This window comes from Caulobacter sp. FG121, assembly GCF_057809815.1.
The window spans coordinates 1,107,021-1,126,453 of sequence record NZ_JBMDKR010000001.1; the positions used below are offsets into that span (position 1 = coordinate 1,107,021).

General features: G+C 67.8%; 23 protein-coding genes. 12 read left to right on the forward strand and 11 right to left on the reverse strand.

Features of this window, described 5'->3' with window-relative positions:
• Positions 1–9: 9 nt before the first annotated feature.
• Both ftsH and folP read left to right on the forward strand, forming a co-directional pair.
• Entirely contained in the window at positions 10–1,917 is a 1,908-nt protein-coding gene (gene ftsH, locus ACODSL_RS05625; protein WP_488899651.1) for an ATP-dependent zinc metalloprotease FtsH, read from the forward strand.
• Positions 1,918–2,035: 118 nt separating this feature from the next.
• Positions 2,036–2,830, forward strand: coding sequence for a dihydropteroate synthase (folP, locus tag ACODSL_RS05630; RefSeq protein ID WP_488899652.1), 795 nt, complete (start codon positions 2,036–2,038; stop codon positions 2,828–2,830).
• A gap of 16 nt (positions 2,831–2,846) precedes the next feature.
• Here the strand turns inward: folP and ACODSL_RS05635 are convergent, their stop codons facing one another.
• Both ACODSL_RS05635 and ACODSL_RS05640 read right to left on the reverse strand, forming a co-directional pair.
• The gene (locus ACODSL_RS05635) at positions 2,847–3,380 is read right to left on the reverse strand and encodes an SRPBCC family protein (RefSeq protein WP_488899653.1); all 534 of its coding nucleotides are present in this window, start codon (positions 3,378–3,380) and stop codon (positions 2,847–2,849) included.
• Positions 3,377–3,688, reverse strand: a complete 312-nt coding sequence (locus tag ACODSL_RS05640; protein ID WP_488899654.1) for an ArsR/SmtB family transcription factor — start codon at positions 3,686–3,688, stop codon at positions 3,377–3,379. Before ACODSL_RS05640 ends, ACODSL_RS05635 begins: the two co-directional genes overlap by 4 nt.
• Positions 3,689–3,777: 89 nt before the next feature.
• Between ACODSL_RS05640 and thiD the strand changes: the two genes are divergently transcribed.
• Positions 3,778–4,590: a bifunctional hydroxymethylpyrimidine kinase/phosphomethylpyrimidine kinase gene (thiD, locus tag ACODSL_RS05645; RefSeq protein ID WP_488899655.1), complete on the forward strand. Its 813-nt coding sequence runs from the start codon at positions 3,778–3,780 to the stop codon at positions 4,588–4,590.
• On the forward strand, positions 4,587–5,165 hold the full coding sequence (locus ACODSL_RS05650; RefSeq protein WP_488899656.1) for a nucleotidyltransferase family protein: 579 nt from the start codon (positions 4,587–4,589) through the stop codon (positions 5,163–5,165). The genes thiD and ACODSL_RS05650 overlap by 4 nt, the downstream gene beginning before the upstream one ends.
• A 142-nt stretch (positions 5,166–5,307) precedes the next feature.
• Here the strand turns inward: ACODSL_RS05650 and ACODSL_RS05655 are convergent, their stop codons facing one another.
• Positions 5,308–5,763, reverse strand: a complete 456-nt coding sequence (locus tag ACODSL_RS05655; RefSeq protein WP_488899657.1) for a GNAT family N-acetyltransferase — start codon at positions 5,761–5,763, stop codon at positions 5,308–5,310.
• A 10-nt stretch (positions 5,764–5,773) separates the two neighbouring features.
• A complete protein-coding gene (locus ACODSL_RS05660) occupies positions 5,774–6,229 on the reverse strand; it encodes a hypothetical protein (protein ID WP_488899658.1) in 456 nt (151 codons plus the stop codon).
• Positions 6,230–6,274: 45 nt separating this feature from the next.
• On the opposite strand from ACODSL_RS05660, the gene ACODSL_RS05665 reads away from it, so the two are divergent.
• Positions 6,275–7,087, forward strand: a complete 813-nt coding sequence (locus ACODSL_RS05665) for a PhzF family phenazine biosynthesis protein (RefSeq protein ID WP_488899659.1) — start codon at positions 6,275–6,277, stop codon at positions 7,085–7,087.
• A gap of 65 nt (positions 7,088–7,152) precedes the next feature.
• Here the strand turns inward: ACODSL_RS05665 and ACODSL_RS05670 are convergent, their stop codons facing one another.
• The gene (locus ACODSL_RS05670; RefSeq protein WP_488899660.1) at positions 7,153–7,587 is read right to left on the reverse strand and encodes a hypothetical protein; all 435 of its coding nucleotides are present in this window, start codon (positions 7,585–7,587) and stop codon (positions 7,153–7,155) included.
• A 119-nt stretch (positions 7,588–7,706) separates the two neighbouring features.
• Positions 7,707–9,593: an ATP-binding protein gene (locus tag ACODSL_RS05675; protein ID WP_488899661.1), complete on the reverse strand. Its 1,887-nt coding sequence runs from the start codon at positions 9,591–9,593 to the stop codon at positions 7,707–7,709.
• Between the two features lie 177 nt (positions 9,594–9,770).
• Between ACODSL_RS05675 and ACODSL_RS05680 the strand changes: the two genes are divergently transcribed.
• A complete protein-coding gene (locus ACODSL_RS05680) occupies positions 9,771–10,112 on the forward strand; it encodes a hypothetical protein (protein ID WP_488899662.1) in 342 nt (113 codons plus the stop codon).
• Positions 10,113–10,297: 185 nt separating this feature from the next.
• Positions 10,298–10,606 (forward strand): hypothetical protein, encoded by a 309-nt coding sequence (locus tag ACODSL_RS05685; protein WP_488899663.1) that lies wholly within the window; start codon positions 10,298–10,300, stop codon positions 10,604–10,606.
• Here the strand turns inward: ACODSL_RS05685 and ACODSL_RS05690 are convergent.
• Complete coding sequence (locus tag ACODSL_RS05690; protein WP_488899664.1) at positions 10,594–11,499, reverse strand: DMT family transporter; 906 nt, start codon at positions 11,497–11,499, stop codon at positions 10,594–10,596. The genes ACODSL_RS05685 and ACODSL_RS05690 overlap by 13 nt on opposite strands.
• Before the next feature lie 176 nt (positions 11,500–11,675).
• On the opposite strand from ACODSL_RS05690, the gene ACODSL_RS05695 reads away from it, so the two are divergent.
• Positions 11,676–12,851, forward strand: coding sequence for a phosphoserine transaminase (locus tag ACODSL_RS05695; protein ID WP_488899665.1), 1,176 nt, complete (start codon positions 11,676–11,678; stop codon positions 12,849–12,851).
• A 175-nt stretch (positions 12,852–13,026) separates the two neighbouring features.
• On the forward strand, positions 13,027–14,604 hold the full coding sequence (serA, locus tag ACODSL_RS05700) for a phosphoglycerate dehydrogenase (protein WP_488899666.1): 1,578 nt from the start codon (positions 13,027–13,029) through the stop codon (positions 14,602–14,604).
• Between the two features lie 153 nt (positions 14,605–14,757).
• On the opposite strand, the gene ACODSL_RS05705 is transcribed toward serA, so the two are convergent.
• On the reverse strand, positions 14,758–15,153 hold the full coding sequence (locus ACODSL_RS05705) for a host attachment family protein (protein ID WP_488899667.1): 396 nt from the start codon (positions 15,151–15,153) through the stop codon (positions 14,758–14,760).
• Positions 15,154–15,294: 141 nt separating this feature from the next.
• On the opposite strand from ACODSL_RS05705, the gene ACODSL_RS05710 reads away from it, so the two are divergent.
• Positions 15,295–15,702 (forward strand): DUF2200 domain-containing protein, encoded by a 408-nt coding sequence (locus ACODSL_RS05710; protein ID WP_488899668.1) that lies wholly within the window; start codon positions 15,295–15,297, stop codon positions 15,700–15,702.
• A 15-nt stretch (positions 15,703–15,717) separates the two neighbouring features.
• Here ACODSL_RS05710 and ACODSL_RS05715 read toward each other — a convergent pair whose 3' ends face one another.
• Positions 15,718–16,044: a hypothetical protein gene (locus ACODSL_RS05715; RefSeq protein WP_488899669.1), complete on the reverse strand. Its 327-nt coding sequence runs from the start codon at positions 16,042–16,044 to the stop codon at positions 15,718–15,720.
• A gap of 44 nt (positions 16,045–16,088) precedes the next feature.
• On the reverse strand, positions 16,089–16,799 hold the full coding sequence (locus tag ACODSL_RS05720) for a GGDEF domain-containing protein (protein WP_488899670.1): 711 nt from the start codon (positions 16,797–16,799) through the stop codon (positions 16,089–16,091).
• A gap of 229 nt (positions 16,800–17,028) precedes the next feature.
• On the opposite strand from ACODSL_RS05720, the gene purE reads away from it, so the two are divergent.
• Positions 17,029–17,517, forward strand: coding sequence for a 5-(carboxyamino)imidazole ribonucleotide mutase (gene purE / locus ACODSL_RS05725; RefSeq protein ID WP_488899671.1), 489 nt, complete (start codon positions 17,029–17,031; stop codon positions 17,515–17,517).
• Positions 17,514–18,605 (forward strand): 5-(carboxyamino)imidazole ribonucleotide synthase, encoded by a 1,092-nt coding sequence (locus ACODSL_RS05730; protein WP_488899739.1) that lies wholly within the window; start codon positions 17,514–17,516, stop codon positions 18,603–18,605. Before purE ends, ACODSL_RS05730 begins: the two co-directional genes overlap by 4 nt.
• Before the next feature lie 89 nt (positions 18,606–18,694).
• On the opposite strand, the gene ACODSL_RS05735 is transcribed toward ACODSL_RS05730, so the two are convergent.
• On the reverse strand, positions 18,695–19,327 hold the full coding sequence (locus tag ACODSL_RS05735; protein ID WP_488899672.1) for a COQ9 family protein: 633 nt from the start codon (positions 19,325–19,327) through the stop codon (positions 18,695–18,697).
• Positions 19,328–19,433 lie beyond the last annotated feature (106 nt).

Here is a 19,433-nt window from a genome sequence, read left to right on the forward strand (position 1 = left end):
TTTGAGCGAATGAACCTGCGGAACCTGGCCATCTGGGCGGTCGTCGTCATTATCGCCGCCGGCGTCTGGAGCATGGTGGCGCGCGGCGGCGCCGCGCCCGGGACGACAGCGGCCCCCGAGGCCCATTCCTATTCCGATCTGCTGGGTCAGGTGGACCGTGGTCAGATCACCAGCGCCACCTTCCACGGCGCTTCGGTCGACCTCGTGACCCAGGACAAGAAGGCCTACACGGTCGTCGTGCCGGCCGACTCCGCCGATCTGGTCAAGCGGATGGAGGCCCGCGGGGTCAACATCAACTTCAAGACCGGCGAGCGCTCGCTGCTGCTCAACATCCTGATACAGGCCTTCCCGATCCTGCTGCTGATCGCGGTGTGGATCTTCTTCATGCGCCAGATGCAGGGCGGGGCCCGCGGGGCCATGGGCTTTGGCAAGTCCAAGGCGCGCCTGCTGACGGAGAACAAGAACAAGGTCACCTTCGAAGACGTCGCCGGCGTCGAGGAGGCCAAGGACGACCTGACCGAGATTGTCGACTTCCTGAAGGACCCGGCCAAGTTCCAGCGTCTGGGCGGCAAGATCCCCAAGGGCGCGCTGCTGGTCGGCCCTCCGGGCACCGGCAAGACGCTGCTCGCCCGCGCCATCGCCGGCGAGGCGGGCGTGCCCTTCTTCACCATTTCCGGCTCGGACTTCGTGGAAATGTTCGTCGGCGTCGGCGCCAGCCGCGTGCGCGACATGTTCGAACAGGCCAAGAAGAACGCGCCCTGCATCATCTTCATCGATGAAATCGACGCCGTCGGCCGCCATCGCGGCGCGGGCCTCGGCGGTGGCAACGACGAGCGCGAACAGACGCTCAACCAGCTGCTGGTCGAGATGGACGGCTTCGAAGCCAACGAAGGCATCATCCTGATCGCCGCCACCAACCGTCCCGACGTGCTGGACCCTGCCCTGCTGCGTCCGGGCCGCTTCGACCGCCAGGTCGTGGTGCCCAACCCCGACGTGACGGGCCGCGAGAAGATCCTTCGCGTGCACATGCGCAACGTGCCGCTGGCGGCCGACGTCGACGTGCGCACCCTGGCCCGTGGCACGCCCGGCTTCTCCGGCGCCGATCTGGCCAACCTGGTCAACGAAGGCGCCCTGCTGGCCGCGCGCAAGAACCGCCGCATGGTCACCCACGACGACTTCGAGATGGCCAAGGACAAGGTCATGATGGGCGCCGAGCGCCGGTCGATGGCCATGAACGAGGAAGAGAAGACCCTGACGGCCTACCACGAGGGCGGCCACGCACTGGTGGCGATGAGCGTCCCCTGCGCCGACCCGGTGCACAAGGCGACCATCGTGCCGCGCGGCCGCGCCCTGGGCATGGTCATGCAGCTGCCCGAGGGCGACCGCTACTCGATGAAGTACGCCCAGATGACAAGCCGTCTGGCGATCATGATGGCGGGCCGCGTCGCCGAGGAGCTGATCTTCGGCAAGGAGAACATCACCTCCGGCGCCAGCAGCGACATCAAGGCCGCCACGGGCCTCGCCCGGGCGATGGTCACCCAGTGGGGCTACTCCGACAAGCTCGGCACCGTGGCCTATGGCGACAACCAGGAAGAGGTCTTCCTCGGCCACTCGGTCGCGCGCACCCAGAACGTCTCGGAAGAAACGGCCCGGCTGATCGACAACGAGGTCAAGCGGCTGGTCCAGGAAGGCCTCGACGAGGCCCGCCGGATCCTGACCGAGCGCCTGGAAGACCTTCACAAGGTGGCCAAGGCCCTGCTCGAGTTCGAGACCCTCAGCGGCGACGAGATCACCAACGCGATCAAGGGCGTCATGCCCAACCGCGAGGAACCCGACCAGAAGCGCCCTGCCGGCCCCAACGCCTCGGTCCCCCTGTCGCCGCGTCCGACCGGCGTGGTGGCGCGGGACGCGGAGTAGTGATCCTCCCCTTCGGGGGAGGTGGCCCGGCGAAGCCGGGACGGAGGGGGTCCGCTCAGATCTCGGGTGACCCCCTCAGTCCGCTTCGCGGACAGCTCCCCCGAAGGGGAGCATCCAGATGAAGCCCCCCCTCGTCATGGGCATCGTCAACGTCACGCCCGACAGCTTCTCCGACGGCGGGCTTTATCCCGGCCCCGACGCTGCGCTGGGCCATGCCCGGCGGCTGATCGCGGAGGGCGCGGACATCCTCGACATTGGCGGCGAGTCCACCCGGCCCGGCGCCGCGCCGGTGTCCGAGACCGAGGAACTGGACCGCGTGATCCCGCTGATCACCGCGATCCGCGCCGAAAGCGCGATCCCCATCTCCGTCGACACCCTCAAGCCCGCAGTGGCCCGCACCGCCGTGACCGCCGGGGCGACGATCTGGAACGACGTCAGCGCACTGCGCGGGCCGGCCGCCCCGGCCGTGGCGGCCGACCTCGGCTGTACGGTGGTGCTGATGCACATGCTCGGCGAGCCCGGCACGATGCAGGACGACCCCCGCTATGACGACGTCGTCGCCGAGGTCGAAGCCTTCCTGCTGGCCCGCGTCGAGGTCGCCCTGGCCGCCGGCGTGGCGCGTGAAAAGCTCTGGCTCGATCCCGGCATCGGCTTCGGCAAGACGCTGGCGCACAACCTCGCCCTGCTCCGCGCCCTGCCCCGGTTTGTGGCGCTGGGCTTCCCGGTCCTGCTGGGCGCCAGCCGCAAGCGCTTCATCGCCGCGATTTACCGCACAGCCGACGCCGACCATCGCCTGGGTGGCTCGCTGGCGGCGGCGCTGGCCGGCGCGCAGGCGAGCGTCGCGGCGGTGCGGGTACACGATGTCCGCGAGACCGTGCAGGCTCTGGCGGTCAACGCCGCGATCGACGGCTAGACGAGCCGGGGTGGTTTCAACCCGCCCCGAACGCCTCGTCGTAGGCGCCCTTCAGCTCACGCCAGCCGTCCCAGTTCCACAGCGTGGCCTGACCAGCTGTCGCGGCCTCAAGACCCTTCAGGTGCTGGTGCCAGCCGCTGAGATAGCCGGTCGCTTCGCCGACGTCCTTCGCCGGGACCGTGTGGGTCATCACCAGCCAGGTGCCGTCGCCGTCCGGGTGGAGTTCCCAACGCACCGTATGCCCCTCGCCGAAGGTGTATTCGAACAGGCGCGGAGGGTCCCAGGCGAGGACCGTGTTGGGCGCGACGCGGGCGGCGTTCTCGGCGGTCCAGGTGTCGGTCACCGGGTGGTTGAAACGCAAATTGTACTGACCGCCGGCCTTCATCTCCATGCCGACGGGGATGGCGAACCAGCAGGCGATGCCCTCCGGCGTGGCGACGGCCTTCCAGACCTTCTCCGGCGAATGACGCAGGCGGCGCTCGAACCGCAGTTCAAGGCCGGCAGCGGTTTCGCGCCAGGTTCCGGCGTCGGCGGGCAGGGTGGCGGTCATTGGGGAGTCTCCCGGTCGAGATGATCTTCAAGGGCGTCGAGCTTGTCGGACCAGAAGCGCCGATAGGGCGCCAGCCAGGCGTCGATCCGCGCCAGCCGCGCGGCGTTCAGGCTGTAGAGCCGGCGCTGGCCGTCCTGGCGCACGCGGACCAGCTCGGCCTCCCGCAGGATCCGCAGATGCCGCGAGACGCCGGGCTGGCTGATTTCCAGCGCCGACACCAAGTCGCCCGCCGGCCGTTCGCCCTCACGCAGGAGGTCGAGGATACGCCGGCGGTTGGGTTCGGCGAGGGTTTCAAAGACGTGATCCATGGCACTTAAATAATCCAATAGTTATATATCTGACAAGATATATATTGGGCCGACTCCCCCGCGCCGCGCTCGCTCGCTACAACCGTCCCATGCCCTCCCCTGATTCCCATCGCGGCCGCGTTCTGATCATCGCCGGATCCGACAGCGGCGGCGGGGCGGGCGTCCAGGCGGACATAAAGACGGTGACGGCGCTGGGAGGCTATGCGGCCACGGCGATCACCGCGATCACCGTGCAGAACACGCTCGGCGTCACCGGCGTGCATCCCGTGCCGTTGGACATCATCGAGGCCCAGGCCCGCGCGGTGCTCGACGACATCGGCGCCGACGCGATCAAGACCGGCATGCTCGGCGATGTTGCGACGGTGGCGCTCGTCGCGCGGGTGCTCGACAGCGCCGCCGGCGTGCCCGCCGTCATCGACCCGGTGATGATCGCCAAGGGCGGAGCCTCCCTGCTGGAGGCGCGGGCCGTGGCGGCGATGATATCCCTGCTGGTCCCCCGCGCTGCCCTGCTCACCCCCAATGCGCCCGAGGCCGAGGCTCTGACCGGACTCACCGTGGCCACGCCAGACGACCAGCGCCGCGCCGGCGAAGCGCTGCTGGCCATGGGTGCGAAGGCCGTTCTGATGAAGGGCGGCCATGTCGCCGGCGACCGGGTGGTCGACATCCTCATGACGCCCGAGGGCGAGACAACGTTCGAGGGCGAGCGGATCGACACCCGCCATACCCACGGCACCGGCTGCACCCTGGCCAGCGCCTGCGCCGTCGGCCTCGCCCAGGGCCTGCCGCTGACCGCCGCCGTGGCCCGGGCCTGGAACTACGTTCACGAGGCCATGCTGCGTGCGCCGGGCTTCGGCGCGGGACATGGGCCGCTCGATCACGCCTGGCCGATGAGAGACCAATGAGCCGACCGCTTGAGCAGCAGCTGGAGGATATCCTCCGCGCCTCGCCCTCGATGATGACCGTGTTGACCGGGGCGCGGGAGCTGGACCTGCCGGACTGGCTGATCGTCTCCGGCGCGGTCTACCAGAGAATCTGGAACCACGTGACCGGCCGCGAGCCCGACTACGGCGTGCGCGACTACGACGTGATCTACTTCGACCCGGACACCAGCTGGGACGCCGAAGACGTGTTCATAAAACGCGCCGCGGCCCTGTTCCCGTCCCCGCTCAATGACCTCGTCGAGGTGCGCAACCAGGCGCGGGTGCATCTGTGGTTCGAGGATCATTTCGGCGAACCCTACGAGCCCCTGTCGAACAGCGCCGAGGCCCTGACCCGGTTCGTCGCCCCCGCCTTCGGGGTCGGGGTGCGGCTGGAGGCGGACGACAGCCTGACCATCAAGGCGCCGTTCGGGCTGGAGGATGTGTTCGCCATGACCCTGCGGCCGAACCCGCTTCGGGGACTGGCGAAGGGCTGGGTCAAGACGACGACCTCGGCGCGGACGCGCTGGCCGGAAGTTACGGTGGTGGAGCCGGGCTGAGGCTGCGTGGTTCGAGCCCCGGATCAGGTCCGGGGTCGGCTGAGGCCTCGCTCCTCACCATGACGAACGGGAGTGCGTTCCACCTCTTCCCGTCATCCTGAGGAGCGATCCCTCAGGATCGCGTCTCGAAGGACGCACCCCCTCACCGCCCCCGCGCATAAACATCCGGATCCCGGATCTCCATCCAGCGGTCCGCTCCGGTCAGGTCGGTGAACCCGTACTGGCGATAAAGCTCATGGGCGTCGGCGGTCGCCAGATGCATGCGGCGGAAGCCCTGCAGGTCCGGGTGGGCTCCGAAATACGCCATGAGCGCCTTGCCCAGACCCCGCCTGCGATGAGCCTCATCGACGAACACGTCGCACAACCAGCCGAACGTCGCCCGGTCGGTGACTACCCTGGCCATGGCCGCCATATCGCCGTCGGGCGCATAGACGCCAAAGGTCAGACTGTTTCGAATGGCCGTGGCGAAGGTGAGGTAGGGGATGCCTTTCGCCCAGTAGGACTCCTCGCTGATCCATCGAAAGGCGCGCGGCAGGTCGAACAGGGCCGGGTCGTCGCTCACGACGTAGCCGCTATCGGTGCGCAGTTCGGTGGGCATGGCTCCCTCCTCAGACGCCGTGCAGGCGGCGGTAATCCTCGATCTGGCGCAGCAGGCGGTCGGTCCCGCCATCACCGAACACGCACAGCAGCCGGCGGCCCAGGACCTGACCCGCCGGGCCGAGCAGACCGGGCCCCGCGTAGGCGAAATGAAGGGTCGACGGCGACACCAGATCAAGGCCGAAGACCCTGCTGACGCCGATCGGTCCCATCAGAGACCAGTCAAACACCTCGGTTCGTCCCAGCGTGTGATGGATCAAGGCTGTCGGCGTCAGCTCCAGCCGCCACTTGCGCCGGCCGAACAGCCAAAGCGCGCCGGACGCCGCGAAAGGGATGCCGGCGGTGATCGCCACGTTCACCGGGTCGGCGAGGAAGGCGGCCCGATTGACCAGCCACGACAAACCCAGCAGCGCCCATATCGGCGCGAACATCCCCAGAAGCTTGCCGCCATTGAGTTCAAAGGTCATCACGTCCACCTATCGCGTTTCAGCGTTCTCCGGGGAGTGATTTTCGTGCGCCAGTGGACCGTCGACGCTTTTGCCTCAGGCCCGTTCAAGGGCAATCCGGCCTGCGTGGTCGAGCCGATGGACGCCTGGCGGGACGCTGCCTGGATGCAGGCGCTGGCGGCGGAAAACAACCAGGCGGAAACCGCCTGTCTCCTGACAACGGACGTTCCAGCCCGCTTCGGTCTGCGCTGGTTCACCCCGACGCTGGAGGTGCCGCTGTGCGGCCACGCCACCCTTGCGGCGGCCCATGTGCTCTTCGCTGAGCTGGGCGTGAAGGCCGACCAGATCACCTTTGACACCCAGTCCGGACCGTTGACCGTCAAGAGGCTCGGCGACCGCTACGAAATGGATTTTCCGGCCAGCATCCCGAAGCGGACCTCCGTGCCGGACGGTCTGATCGAGGCGCTGGGGGCCACACCGACCGAGGTGTGGGCGGGGAGCTACCTGGTCGCGGTGTTCGACAGCGAAGCGGCGGTCAGGGCGCTTGAGCCTGATCTGGCCGCGCTGGGCAAGATCGCGGGCGAGGCGACCGGCGGACGGGGCAATCTTTCGGCGGCGGCGCTGGCGGACCCGGGGTCGCCCTTTGACGTGGTCAGTCGTTTCTTCGCGCCCGGGTCGGGGATTCCGGAAGACCCGGCGACCGGCTCGGCCCACTGTATCCTTGCGCCGTTGTTCGCCAGCAAGCTGGCCCGCGCGGACCTGCGCTTCCTGCAGGCCTATCCCGGGCGTGGCGGTGAGCTCGACTGCGAGCATCGCGGCGATCGCGTGTTGCTGCGCGGCAAGGCCGTCACCGTGATCGAGAGTGTACTGCGGCTCTGACAACGGAAAACGCCCCCGTCCGGGGAGAGACGGGGGCGTTCCTTCGCATCAGTCCGGGTCAGGACTTACCAGCGACGCGGGTCGTGCGGGAACCGGTCGTTGCGGTCGGGATGACCGTCGCGGTCGGTGTCATAGACGGGACCAGGGCGCGGGCCGGGGCCGGGGCCAGGACGGTGGTCACCGCGATCGTCACGGTCGTGACGCTCGTAGCGGACTTTGGCGCTCAGGACGTTGAAGCGGCGATCAAGATCGGCGCGCTCCCAGCCCTGCAGGCCGCCGGTCCGGCGATAGCGGTATTCCAGACGCGCGATGGTCTGGAATTCGGCGCGCAGGTTGGCGGCCTCGCGGCGGGTCAGGGAGCCATTGCGGACGCCTTGATCGATGCGCTGGTCGAGCTGGGCCTGGCGCTGGTTGATGTTGGTCCAGGGAGCCGCAGCGGCCGGCATGGCGGCGCCGGCCAGAGCGGAGGCCGCCAGAAGCGGGATCAGGAATTTCTTCATAACGCGTATCCTCTTGTGCGGAGTCGCCTCGGGGGTGACGACCTTGCACAGAGGTAAACACGCGGAACCTGAAACGGTTCTGAGGCGCTCGTTGTCCTGCGTTCACGTCCCTGAACGGGTCAGGCGGCCACGGACCGCGCCGCGGCCGCATTGGTGAGCGCCGTTTCGATCGCATCATAGAGGCGCTTCAGTTCGATCGGCTTGGAGACATGACCGTCCATGCCTACCGCCAGGTAGGATTCGACCTGATGCACGAGGGCATTGGCCGTCAGCGCGAGGATCGGCGTCCTGGCGCCGCCGCCGGCGGTCTCGGCGGCGCGAATCTCGCGAGCGGCCTCCACGCCATCCATCACCGGCATCTGGATATCCATGAGGATCAGGTCGAAGCCGCCCTGGCGCCAGGCCTCGACCGCCTGTCGGCCGTCGGCAACGATGTGAAGATCCACCCCGAGCGGCTCCATGACCGCCCGCAGGACCTTCTGGTTGGTGGCGTTGTCTTCGGCCGCGAGAATGCGCAGCGTCCGGTCTTCCAGAGCGTCCTGCGCCGACTCCTGAGCCACCGCGGGCGCCGGAGCAGAAGCCGCCGCGCGGGCCAGAGGCAGATCAACCGTGAAGGTCGAGCCCTCACCCTCGATGCTCCGGGCGACGATCGCCCCGCCCATCAGCTGGGCGAGTTCGCGGCTGATGGCCAGGCCGAGCCCCGTGCCGCCGAACCGACGGGTATTCGAATTGTCGGCCTGGATGAATTTCTCGAACAATGTCGGCAACTTGTCGTTTGCGATGCCGATGCCGGTGTCGGACACGATCAGCCGCAGTCCGCCGTTGGGGCCCGCGGAGAAGCGGGCCGCCACGGCGCCCTCGACCGTGAACTTCACAGCGTTGGACAGCAGGTTGCCCAGGATCTGTCGGAGCCGGTCGGAATCGCCGCGCCACCAGCCGGCGACGTCCGGATCGACCGTCATGCCGAAGCGCAGGTTCTTCTGGCCGGCCATGACCGAGAAGGCGCTGGCGGCGGTTTCGGCGACGTCGTCCAGCGAGAAGTCGCGTTCGGCCAGCTCAAGGCGGCCGGCCTCGATCTTCGACAGATCGAGCACGTCATTGATGACGCTGAGCAGCAGCTCACCCGACTCACGGATGACGGCCAGCCGTTCACGCTGCCGATTGTCGAGATCATCGCGCGACATGATGTCGGCCATGGCCAGCACGCCGTTGAGCGGCGTGCGGATCTCGTGGCTCATGTTGGCCAGGAACTGCGACTTGAGGATGTTGGCGGCATTGGCCTGATCGCGCGCCTCGACCAGCTCGCCCATGGCGCGGCGGAGATCGCGATCATTGGCGTCGAGCTTGGCCAGCAGCCGGTTGAAGCTCTGGGCCAGACTGCGGAAGAGATCATCGTCCGCCTCTTCGGCCACCGGCGCGAAACGACCGCTCTCCGCCACTTCGCCCATGGCCCTGGACAGACGGCTGACGGGCTGGATCACCCGGCGGGCAAGGGCATTGGCTACAAACATGGCGATGCCGGCCGTGCCGAAGAACAGGGCGAAGGTCAGCGCGAGAAAGCGCGGAAACAGCGCCGACAGGCGTGGCGACTCGACCGTCGTGACCAGCGATCCGACCTCGCGCCCCGAAAGGGTCACGGGCGTACGAATGGTCGTTTCCGATGCGTCGGACGGCGCCGCCGCCCGCTGGACCGCGAGAATTCGACCCTTGGCGTCGACCAGGCTGGCGGAGCGAACGCCGGGAGCGGCGACCATCGACATCACGGCCCGGCGGGCTTCGGACTCATCGCCCCGCGCCAGGGCCGGGGCGGCGATTTCAGCGACCACGGCGTTCATGGCCGCGCTGCTGGCCTTGGATTCCTGTCGGGAGACGGCCCACTGCTGGATCATGAAGGCGCCGCAGGCCGCGAGCAGCACCGCGACGGTGGTGACCAGCGCCACACTGGCCACGCGCGCCTGGAACGGCGCATGGCTGGAAGCCTGGGTTGTGTCCGTTTGCTGGCTCATCTGCCCGAAAAACCGCCCGTCATCGGACTCTTATCGCCCAATCTCCCTAACGCTTCGCTTCTATCGCCCAATCTCCCTAACGCTTCGCTTCCGCGACAATTTAACCTTCTATTTACCTAGTCAAAAATTAAGGTTTCGTTTACCTTCGGCTCGCCTACCGGTTGAAGGAGAGTCTAGGTGGAAAAAGCTTTTGTCGCTCAACGTGTGGCCAGGAAATTGTTCGCGACCGAGCATGCGCTCGACGCTGCGATGACCGAAGCCGCGGAACTGATGGCGGACCTGCTCAAGGCCCGTAAGGATCTCAACCTCTCCGCGGTGGTCGGTGACGCCGCCCCGGCGAAACTGGTCGATGCGATGGCCGCCCTGGCGCAAGCCCGGTCGGCCGTGGTGGCCGTTCACAACGAACTCAACGATGTGAAGCTGCGCATTGGCGTGCGGACCAAGATGACCGGCTTCGAAGACAAGCCCCCGGAACTGGCGACGCTCAAGGCTGGCCAGGATCTCCGTCAGGTCAGCTGACCTTCGAGGTTGCGATAGTTTAACTCTCTTGCGCCTCTAACACCGTGTTAGAGGCGCAATTGATGTACCACTCGGTTCTCCCTCTGGTCGGCTGGACAGTCCTTCTGGGCGTGTTTTTGCTTGCCTGGTTCAAGGGGGGGGCGGCGGAAAGATGGGGCGCGACCTTGAAGGTCGGGACCTCGGCGATGGCTCTCGCCGTCCATGTTCTCTTCCATGCCAACGCCATTTCGGTCGCCCTACTGACAGCCGACGGCCTGCTTGCGCTGGGCTTCCTTGTGCTGGCGATCCGGTACGCCAGCCTCTGGATTGGCGCGGCCATGCTGCTCCAGGGCGTCCAGTTCAGCCTCCATGCCTGGTACCTCGTCATCGAACGGCCGCACGACCGGATGTACTCGGTGATCAACAATCTCGACACGTTCGCCGTCATCGGCTGCATCCTGGTGGGCACCCTGATCTCCTGGCGTCGGCGAGAGCAGGCTGGTCAGACCGCCTGAGCGACTTTTCGGGCCGGCGCCGTCGTCAGGCCAACCCCGCCCAGAATCAGCGCCAGCGCGACCAGGGCGCTCCAGCCGGGTCGCTCGTGCATCAGACCAACACCCAGAACCAGCGCCCATAGCGGCAGCAGATAGACGGTCATGCAGGTGAACACCGCGCCGCGACGCTGAATCAGCCAGACCCAGCCGACGGTGCCGAGTCCGCTCGAGAAGATTCCCAGCACCGCCGTCACTGCCAGCGCCCCCGGCGGCGGCGCGGACGGCGGACCATGAAGCACCAGAGCGCCGATCGTGGCGAAGATCGCGCCGGTCAGGCACATCATCAGGCCGCCGATGGTCGAGGGGACCTGCGGCGTCTTGCGCATCATGATGTTTGAGGCCGCGTAGAGCACGGCCGCGCCGATCGCCAGGCCGAGCGCCCCGGCCTCTAGCGCCGCGCCCGACGTCAGGCGCGGACCGACCAGCACCAGCAGCCCGCCAAAGCCTAGCACCACCCCGAGCAGACGGCGGGGCGTGAGCTTCTCGTCGTGCAGGAACAGGTGGGCCATCACCACGGTGAACACCGGCGACGCGCCGTTGCAGATGGCGTTGACCGCGCTGGGCAGACTCTTCGCCGCCGTAGAGAACATGAAGAAGGGGACGGCGAACCCGACCAGTCCGAGCATGGCGTAGGCGAACCAGACTCCCTGACGATCAAACGCCAGCGGCGGCAGTTGCTCACCCCGCGCCGCCGCGACAAGCCAAAGGGTAAAGGTCGCCACCCACAGGCGGATGGCCGAAACCCAGAAGGGATGAATGCCGCCCACGGCGATCTTCAGGCCGGCGAAGGCCGAGCCCCAGATCAGCACCAGGATCCCCAGCACCACCCAGTCTATGCGCGCCCGAGATTGCACCCGCGTCCCCCTGCCAGCCGCCGGAGGTAAGGCCCCTGCCGGCGACGCGCCAGCGCTTCCTGTCAGCGACCCAAGAAAAACTCCGCTTGTGCGGCGCAGCGAAATCGGGTTCTTCAACTGCGGGCCACGCTCTCCCAACGGAGCGCAGTCCATCTGCAAGGATGGGAGACATCGCAGTGAATACGACTCCGCAAAAGCCGGACTTGCGCCCGGCGCGCCCCGAATTCTCTTCAGGCCCCTGCGCCAAGAGACCCGGCTGGACCCCCGAAAACCTCAGTGACGCCGTCCTCGGACGCTCGCATCGCGGCAAGCCCGGCAAGGCGAAGCTGAAGCTGGCGATCGACCGCACCCGCGAGGTGCTGGGCGTTCCCGCGGACTTCATCATTGGCATCGTCCCCGGCTCCGACACCGGCGCCGTCGAGATGGCCATGTGGTCCATGCTGGGCCCGAAGCCGGTTCAACTGCTGGCCTTTGAATCCTTCGGCAAGGACTGGGTCACCGACGTGACCAAGCAGTTGAAACTGCCGGATGTCGAGGTGCTCGAGGCCCCCTATGGCGCCCTGCCCGACCTGACGAAGGTCCGCCCGGACGCGGACCTGGTGTTCACCTGGAACGGCACCACCAGCGGCGTGCGCGTGCCGAACGCCGACTTCATCAGCGCCGATCGCGAAGGCATCGTCATCTGCGACGCCACCAGCGCCGCCTTTGCCCAGGACCTCGACTGGGCCAAGCTCGATGCCGTGACCTTCTCCTGGCAGAAGGCGCTCGGTGGGGAAGCCGCTCACGGCGTGCTGATCCTGTCGCCGCGCGCCGTCGCCCGGCTGGAGAGCTACACGCCCGCCTGGCCGATGCCGAAATTGTTCCGCATGACCGAGAAGGGAAAGCTCAACGCCGGCATCTTCGACGGGGCCACGATCAACACCCCCTCGCTGCTCTGCGTCGAGGACGCCCTGGACGCCCTGGCCTGGGCCGACACTGTCGGCGGTTTCGCCGGCATGAAGGCTCGCTCGGAAGCCAATCTGAAGGCGCTCGAGGACTGGGTCGCGGTCACGCCCTGGGTCGCCTTCCTCGCCGAGGACAAGGCCAGCCGGTCCAATACCTCCGTCTGCCTCAAGGTCGTCGATCCGGCGATCACCGCACTCAGCGATGACGCCCAGGCCGACTTCGCCAAGAAACTGGCGTCCCTGCTGGAGAAGGAAAAGGCCGCCTACGACATCGGCGGCTACGCCAAGGCGCCTCCGGGCCTGCGGATCTGGTGCGGCGCGACGGTCGATACGGCCGACGTGACGGCGCTGACGCCCTGGCTCGACTGGGCCTTCGCGACCGTGAGTTCCGAACTCACAGCCGCCTGACCCTAAAAGCCCTCCCCCTCGATGGGGGAGGGCTGGGTGGGGGTGCTTGCAGGGCGTCGGGCGACGAACGCTGATGGCGTCGAGCCCGTCCTCAATACCTCCAGCCAGAACAGACACACCCCCATCCCCGACCCTTCCCCCATCGAGGGGGAAGGGAGAAGAAAGATCCCACACCATGGCTCCCCGCGTTCTCATCGCTGACAAGCTCAGCCCCGCCGCCGTCGATATCTTCAAGACCCGCGGCGTCGACTTCGACATCAAGACCGGCCTGACCAAGGACGAACTGATCGCCGTCATCGGCGACTACGACGGCATCGCCATCCGCTCGGGCGCCAAGCTCGACAAGGACGTGATCGCCGCCGCCAACAGGCTGCAGGTCATCGCCCGGGCCGGCATCGGGGTCGACAACGTCGACATCCCCGCCGCCACCGCCAAGGGCATCGTTGTGATGAACACCCCTTTCGGCAACTCGATCACCACCGCCGAGCACGCCATCGCCATGATGTTCGCCCTGGCCCGCCAGATGCCCGCCGCCGACGCCTCCACCCAGGCCGGCAAGTGGGAGAAGAACCGCTTCATGGGCGTGGAGCTCTACGCCAAGACGCTGGGCCTGATCGGGGCCGGCAACATCGGCTCGATCGTCGCCGACCGGGCCCAGGGCCTGAAGATGAAGGTCATCGCCTTCGACCCCTTCCTGTCGCCGGAACGGGCCATCGAGATCGGCGTCGAGAAGGTGGAGCTGGAAGACCTGCTGGCCCGGGCCGATATCATCACCCTGCACACGCCCCTGACTGACAAGACCCGCAACATCCTGTCGGCCGAGGCCCTGGCGAAGACCAAGAAGGGCGTGCTGATCGTCAACTGCGCGCGCGGCGGTCTTGTCGATGAAGTCGCCCTGCGCGAACTGCTCGACAGCGGCCACATCGGCGGCGCCGGCTTCGACGTGTTCGTCACCGAGCCGGCCAAGGAAAACCCCTTGTTCGGCAGCGACAAGGTCGTGGCCACCCCGCACCTGGGAGCCAGCACCAACGAGGCGCAGGAGAACGTCGCCCTTCAGGTCGCCGAGCAGATGAGCGACTATCTGCTGACCGGCGCCGTGACCAACGCCCTGAACAGCCCGTCGATCACGGCCGAGGAAGCCCCGCGCCTGAAGCCCTTCGTGGCCCTGGCCGAGAAGATCGGCGCCTTCGCCGGCCAGATGGTCGATTTCGGCATCACCACCATCGACATCGCCTACGAGGGCGAGGTTGCGGCCCTGAACGTCAAGCCGATGACCAGCGCCGCCCTCGCCGGCGTCCTGCGGCCGATGCTGGCGGAGATCAACATGGTCTCGGCTCCGGCCGTGGCCAAGGAGCGCGGCATCGTCGTCTCCGAGAGCCGCCAGGAGCAGAGCCCGGTCTATGAGAGCCTGATGCGCATCACCATCACCACCGAGAAGGGCAAGCGCTCCTTCGCCGGCACGGTGATCGGCGGCGCGCCGCGCATCGTCGAGGTCAAGGGCATGGACCTGGACGCGGCCTTCTCGCCGGCCATGCTCTACGTCAACAACCTCGACAAGCCGGGCTTCATCGGCGCGCTCGGCATGCTTCTGGGCGAGGCGGGCGTCAACATCGCCACCTTCAACCTCGGCCGGGTCAGCGCCGACGCCGACGCCATCGCCCTGGTCGGCGTCGATCAGGCTCCGGACGCCGCCTTGCTGGCCCGCATCCAGGCCCTGCCGCACGTCAAGGAAGCCCGCGCGCTGGTGTTCTAGGCTACGTCCCTCCCCCTGTGGGGGAGGGGGACCACCCGGAGGGTGGTGGAGAGGGATGCGCCGAAGGAGCCGGAAGGCCCGCCGACAGCAGTTCCTCCCTCTCCGACCCGGCACCGCCGGGCCACCTCTCCCTCCGGGAGAGGCTGAGCGCAATCACGCGTGCAGGATCGCCGCGGCGATGTGGTCTGGTGACTGGCCGGTGAGGTCCTTGGCGATCTCGCCGATCAGTTTGGCCTGCAACGCCTTGTGCCAGTGCTTGCGCAGCTCGCCGAGCGTCTTCGGCGCGGCGATCACCACCAGCTCGCCGAGCTTGCCCGACAGGGCCTGGGCGTTAAGCATCGCCGCGACGCCGGCCGCGAAGCCGTCCTCGCCATGCGCATCGTGATCCGGGTTGGCGGAACTGGCGTGATGACCGGTTGAAACCGCGCCCTTCGCGACGGCCGGCGTCGGCAGGGCTTCAAGCTTCACCGCCTCGTGGCCGGTGTTGTGGAACATCACGAGCTTGCCGCCGTCGACGACGGCCACCGTGGCGCCTGTGGGAAGGATCATCGCGCGTTCTCTCTCTTGTATGGAGCCTGCTAACGGCTGGCAAAGAGCGCGGTTGCGGCGCCGGGCGCGTTGATGTGAGTCATGAGAAGCGTGGGCAGGCCCTGCGGGCCCGTCCTTGACGAAGGTCCCGTCGGAGCAAAGATGCTCATCGAGACATCAGACGCGGTCCGCCGTGAGACGGCCTGGACGATGGAGACGCCCATGACCGGACACCGCATCTTCGCCATGCCGTTCGCCAGGGTGCATACGGCCTACATCGCCAAGGCGGAGCGGAAGGGGCGAACCCGGGAGGAGGTCGACGAGATCATCCGCTGGATGACCGGCCTCAGCCAGGAAGGGCTCGAAGGTCATCTCGCGGCCGAAACGGATTTCCAGACATTCTTCGCGGAAGTCCCGTTGAATCCTGACCGGACGAAGATCACCGGCGTTGTCTGCGGCGTGCGCGTCGAAGAGGTCGCCGACCCGCTGATGCGCGAGATCCGCTATCTCGACAAACTCATCGACGAGCTGGCCAGGGGCAAGGCGATGTCGAAAATCCTGCGGCCCTGACGTCAGGCCGCCGGATCAGCCGCCCGTCGCATCCACGACAATGGCCACCGTCTTGCCGCGCGAGTGAGGCTCCCAGCCCGCCTCGATGGCAGAGGCGATTCCCGTCGCCACCAGGTCGGGATTGATCATCTCGGGCTTGAGCATCGGCGCGCCGTAGCGGGGCTGCGGCCCGGCCGGAAACTCCAGCACCGCCTCGCGCTGCCCCTCCGAATGCCGCACGGCGATGGCCATGCCCTGGAAGGCGTTGGTGTCGCTGGACCACTGCGGGCGGCGTTGAAGCCGCCAGACATAGGCCTCCCCGCCGACGGAGATCTCGAATTCCGGTTGCTTGTTGCGCGCCATGGAAAGTGGGTAGCGCGGCGGGGGCGCCGACGCCAGTGCGGCCGCTAGGCCTTGGAGCGCTTGCGCACGAACATCGCCGCGTCGGCCTCGGCCAGGGCGGTCTCGGGATCCGCGCCGGGCTCGACGGGGCGAATGCCATAGCTGACCCGGATCGGGGCGGACCAGTCGCCGAGGTTCATCGGCGTATCCTCAATGACCTTGCGCAGGGTCTCGGCCTTGGCGCCGGCGGTTTCCATGTCGGTCTGAACGAGGATGACGGCGAACTCGTCACCGCCGAGGCGACCGACCACGTCGGTTTCGCGGGTATTGGCCAGCAAACGGTCGGCGACCTCGCGCAAGGCGGCGTCGCCGGCGGCATGGCCGAATCGGTCGTTGACCGCCTTGAACCCGTCGAGGTCGAAATAGACCAGGCTGGCCGGCGAGCCATAGCGCGCCGAAAAGGCGCCGACACGGTGCAACTCGCGCACGAAGGCCCGGCGATTGAGCAGCGGGGTCAGCACGTCGCGGTCGGCCAGGGCTTCAACTTCACTGAGGCGGCCCTTCAGGCGCGAGACCTCGCCACGCAGATCGTCCACCTCGGTCAGCAGCGTCTTGATCGCGCCCTGGACGGCCGGGGTCAGGTCCGCTTCGGTGAGACCGAGGAAGGCGGTCTTGTCGGCCGGGGCGGCCGACGACGTCGCCTGCGCGCCCGCCTGCGCGAGCGCGCGCTTGCGGATCGCGGAAAACGACTCAGCTCGTGCGCCACCGATCTTCATGTGAGAATCATACCGTGTTACCCGCCCGTATGGGAATCTGACGCATCGGTTGCGGCGTCACAAGCGGCGCCTATACTCCGCGGCCTTCCGTGAGCGCGATAGCCGAAAGTGGACGCCGGTTTCGGCGACCATCGCGCTCACTATTTCTAGGAAAGAGGAGCCGATCCCGCTAAGCGGGATGGCTCCGGGCAAGGGATTTCCAGCGCGCTGGACAGGGGATGACATCGAAATGAGCGCAAGCCCGCCGGTCGCCATCATCATGGGCAGCCGCTCAGACTGGCCAACGATGAAGCACGCGGCCGATGCGCTCGACGCGCTCGGCGTGGCCTACGAGGCCAAGGTCGTCTCCGCCCACCGCACGCCCGACCGGATGTTCGCCTTCGCTCGCGGGGCCAAGGCCGCCGGGTTTCGGGTGATCATCGCGGGTGCGGGCGGCGCTGCGCACCTGCCGGGCATGACCGCGTCCATGACCGATCTTCCGGTGCTGGGCGTCCCGGTGGAGAGCAAGCTGCAGAACGGCCTCGATTCCCTTCTCTCCATCGTCCAGATGCCCGGCGGCATTCCGGTGGGCACGCTGGCCGTCGGCGCGGCGGGGGCCAAGAACGCCGGCCTGCTGGCCGCGCGCATTCTGGCGCTGTCCGACCCGTTGCTGGCGGAGCGCGTCGCGGCCTATGCCGCCAGCCAGACCGACGCCGTGGCCGAGACCGTCGAGGACTGATGTCTTTTCCTCTGCCTCCAGGGTCGACCATCGGCATTCTCGGCGGCGGCCAGCTGGGCCGCATGCTGGCGCTGTCGGCCGCCCGACTGGGGCTGGATGTGGTCATCCTGACGCCGGACGAGGGCTCGCCCGCCTCCCGCGTCAGCCGCGAGACCATCGTCGCGGCCTACGACGACACAGCCGCCCTGACCCGGTTGGCTGGGCTGGCTGATGTGGTCACCTATGAGTTCGAGAATGTCCCGGCTGCGACCGTCGAGACCCTGAACGCGCTAGGCGCGCCGACCGCGCCCGGCCCGCTGGCCCTCGCCGTGGCCCAGGATCGGGTAGCCGAAAAGACGTTCCTCAACGAGGCCGGTGCGCCGACAGTACCCTTCGCGGCCGTGGATCAGCCGTCCGACATCGTGGCCGCCTTCCCCCGCATCGGCCTGCCCGCCCTGCTGAAGACCCGCCGTGAAGGCTATGACGGCAAGGGTCAGGCGTGGATCCGGGCGGCGGACGAGACGGAAGCCGCCTTCGCGGCGGTCGGCGGCGCGCCCTCGATTCTCGAGGCGCGGGCGGCCTTTGTTCGGGAGCTGTCCATCATCGCCGCGCGCGGCCGGGACGGCGAGACCGCCTTCTACCCCCTGTCCGAGAATGTGCATGAGGGTGGCGTGCTGCGCACCACCTACGCGCCGGCGAAGGTCACGCCGGCGCTGCAAGCCGAGGCCGAGCGGATCGCCGGCGAGGTGCTGGGCCGGCTCGACTACGTCGGCGTCATGGGCATCGAGCTGTTCGACCTCGGCGACGGAACCCTGCTGGTCAACGAGATCGCGCCCCGGGTACACAACACCGGCCACTGGACCCAGGACGGCTGCGAGGTCGACCAGTTCGAACAGCATATTCGCGCGGTCGCCGGTTGGCCGCTGGGCGACACTACACCGGCGGTCTCGGTGGAGATGACCAACCTGCTGGGGGACGAGGTGCTGGACTGGGCGACGTTGGCCGCGGACCCCGAGGCGCGCCTGCACCTCTACGGCAAGGGCGAGCCGAGGCCCGGCCGGAAGATGGGGCATGTGAACCGGGTGAAGCGGCTGGAAAGCAGGGAGTAGGGAGTAGGGAGTAGGGATTAGTCGAGTTGAGGCGCGGAGATCGCGCGTGCAATCCCTCTGCTACTCCCTACTCCCTACTCCCTAACCTTCTACCCGAACCGCACTTTCGCCAGAGCCCCGACGAAATCCTTCGCCAGGTCGGACGGCTTGAAACCGGCCTTCCACTTTTCGAAGTCCATGACGTTCTGGATGCGGGCGTCCAGCGCGGCCAGCGCCTCGACCCGGCCCAGCTGCAGGTCGAGCGCCGTCACCTGGATCAGGATGCCCGAGAGGATCGCGCGCTTGGTGTAGTGGTTCTCGTCGGTGGCCGTGTCGCCGGCCCAACGCCACAGGCCGTCGGCGCTGTCCCAAAGCAGGCGCAGGGCCAGTGGCAGGTTTGTCGGCAGGGCCAGGAATCCGGCCCAGCGGCGCACGGCCTCGCGGTCGGCCTGGACGGCGTCGAGGCGGGCGACGACGGCGGCGCGGATGCGCTCGCGGATCTTCAGCGTGGCCGGGTCCGGCAGGGCGGCAAGCGCCACGGCGTCGTGCCGGCGCGAGAGCAGCGCGGCCAGATCCTTCGGCCCGTTGGGGAACAACAGTTCGGCGTCGCCGGCCGACAGCCCGCGGGCCTTCGCGGCCGACAGCAGCGTCGCCTGCCCCCAGCCTCGCGTGGGCGCCAGCTTTAGGGCTTCGTCCAGAACCTGCTGCTCGGTGCGGACGGCCCAGTCGTCGGATGCGATCATGGCCTTACATTACACCGCCCGGAGCGCGCCGTCGCCGATAGACAAGCCTTCCCGCCTCTGCTATCTCGCGCGCCTCGCCACGGGAGGCTTCTCCCGGGGCAATACA

Excerpts from the sequence above, each read along its gene's own strand:
- ACODSL_RS05705 (WP_488899667.1), bottom strand. The coding sequence starts at position 15,153 with ATGATCCTTCCCACAGGCGCCACGGTGGCCGTCGTCGACGGCGGCAAG.
- ACODSL_RS05635 (WP_488899653.1), bottom strand. The coding sequence starts at position 3,380 with ATGACCGCCACCCTGCCCGCCGACGCCGGAACCTGGCGCGAAACCGCT.
- ACODSL_RS05655 (WP_488899657.1), bottom strand. The coding sequence starts at position 5,763 with ATGCCCACCGAACTGCGCACCGATAGCGGCTACGTCGTGAGCGACGAC.
- ACODSL_RS05715 (WP_488899669.1), bottom strand. The coding sequence starts at position 16,044 with ATGGCGCGCAACAAGCAACCGGAATTCGAGATCTCCGTCGGCGGGGAG.
- ACODSL_RS05640 (WP_488899654.1), bottom strand. The coding sequence starts at position 3,688 with ATGGATCACGTCTTTGAAACCCTCGCCGAACCCAACCGCCGGCGTATC.
- ftsH (WP_488899651.1), top strand. The coding sequence starts at position 10 with ATGAACCTGCGGAACCTGGCCATCTGGGCGGTCGTCGTCATTATCGCC.
- ACODSL_RS05660 (WP_488899658.1), bottom strand. The coding sequence starts at position 6,229 with ATGACCTTTGAACTCAATGGCGGCAAGCTTCTGGGGATGTTCGCGCCG.
- purE (WP_488899671.1), top strand. The coding sequence starts at position 17,029 with ATGAGCGCAAGCCCGCCGGTCGCCATCATCATGGGCAGCCGCTCAGAC.
- ACODSL_RS05670 (WP_488899660.1), bottom strand. The coding sequence starts at position 7,587 with ATGAAGAAATTCCTGATCCCGCTTCTGGCGGCCTCCGCTCTGGCCGGC.
- ACODSL_RS05735 (WP_488899672.1), bottom strand. The coding sequence starts at position 19,327 with ATGATCGCATCCGACGACTGGGCCGTCCGCACCGAGCAGCAGGTTCTG.
- serA (WP_488899666.1), top strand. The coding sequence starts at position 13,027 with ATGGCTCCCCGCGTTCTCATCGCTGACAAGCTCAGCCCCGCCGCCGTC.
- thiD (WP_488899655.1), top strand. The coding sequence starts at position 3,778 with ATGCCCTCCCCTGATTCCCATCGCGGCCGCGTTCTGATCATCGCCGGA.
- folP (WP_488899652.1), top strand. The coding sequence starts at position 2,036 with ATGAAGCCCCCCCTCGTCATGGGCATCGTCAACGTCACGCCCGACAGC.
- ACODSL_RS05720 (WP_488899670.1), bottom strand. The coding sequence starts at position 16,799 with ATGAAGATCGGTGGCGCACGAGCTGAGTCGTTTTCCGCGATCCGCAAG.
- ACODSL_RS05650 (WP_488899656.1), top strand. The coding sequence starts at position 4,587 with ATGAGCCGACCGCTTGAGCAGCAGCTGGAGGATATCCTCCGCGCCTCG.
- ACODSL_RS05685 (WP_488899663.1), top strand. The coding sequence starts at position 10,298 with ATGGCTCTCGCCGTCCATGTTCTCTTCCATGCCAACGCCATTTCGGTC.
- ACODSL_RS05675 (WP_488899661.1), bottom strand. The coding sequence starts at position 9,593 with ATGAGCCAGCAAACGGACACAACCCAGGCTTCCAGCCATGCGCCGTTC.
- ACODSL_RS05710 (WP_488899668.1), top strand. The coding sequence starts at position 15,295 with ATGCTCATCGAGACATCAGACGCGGTCCGCCGTGAGACGGCCTGGACG.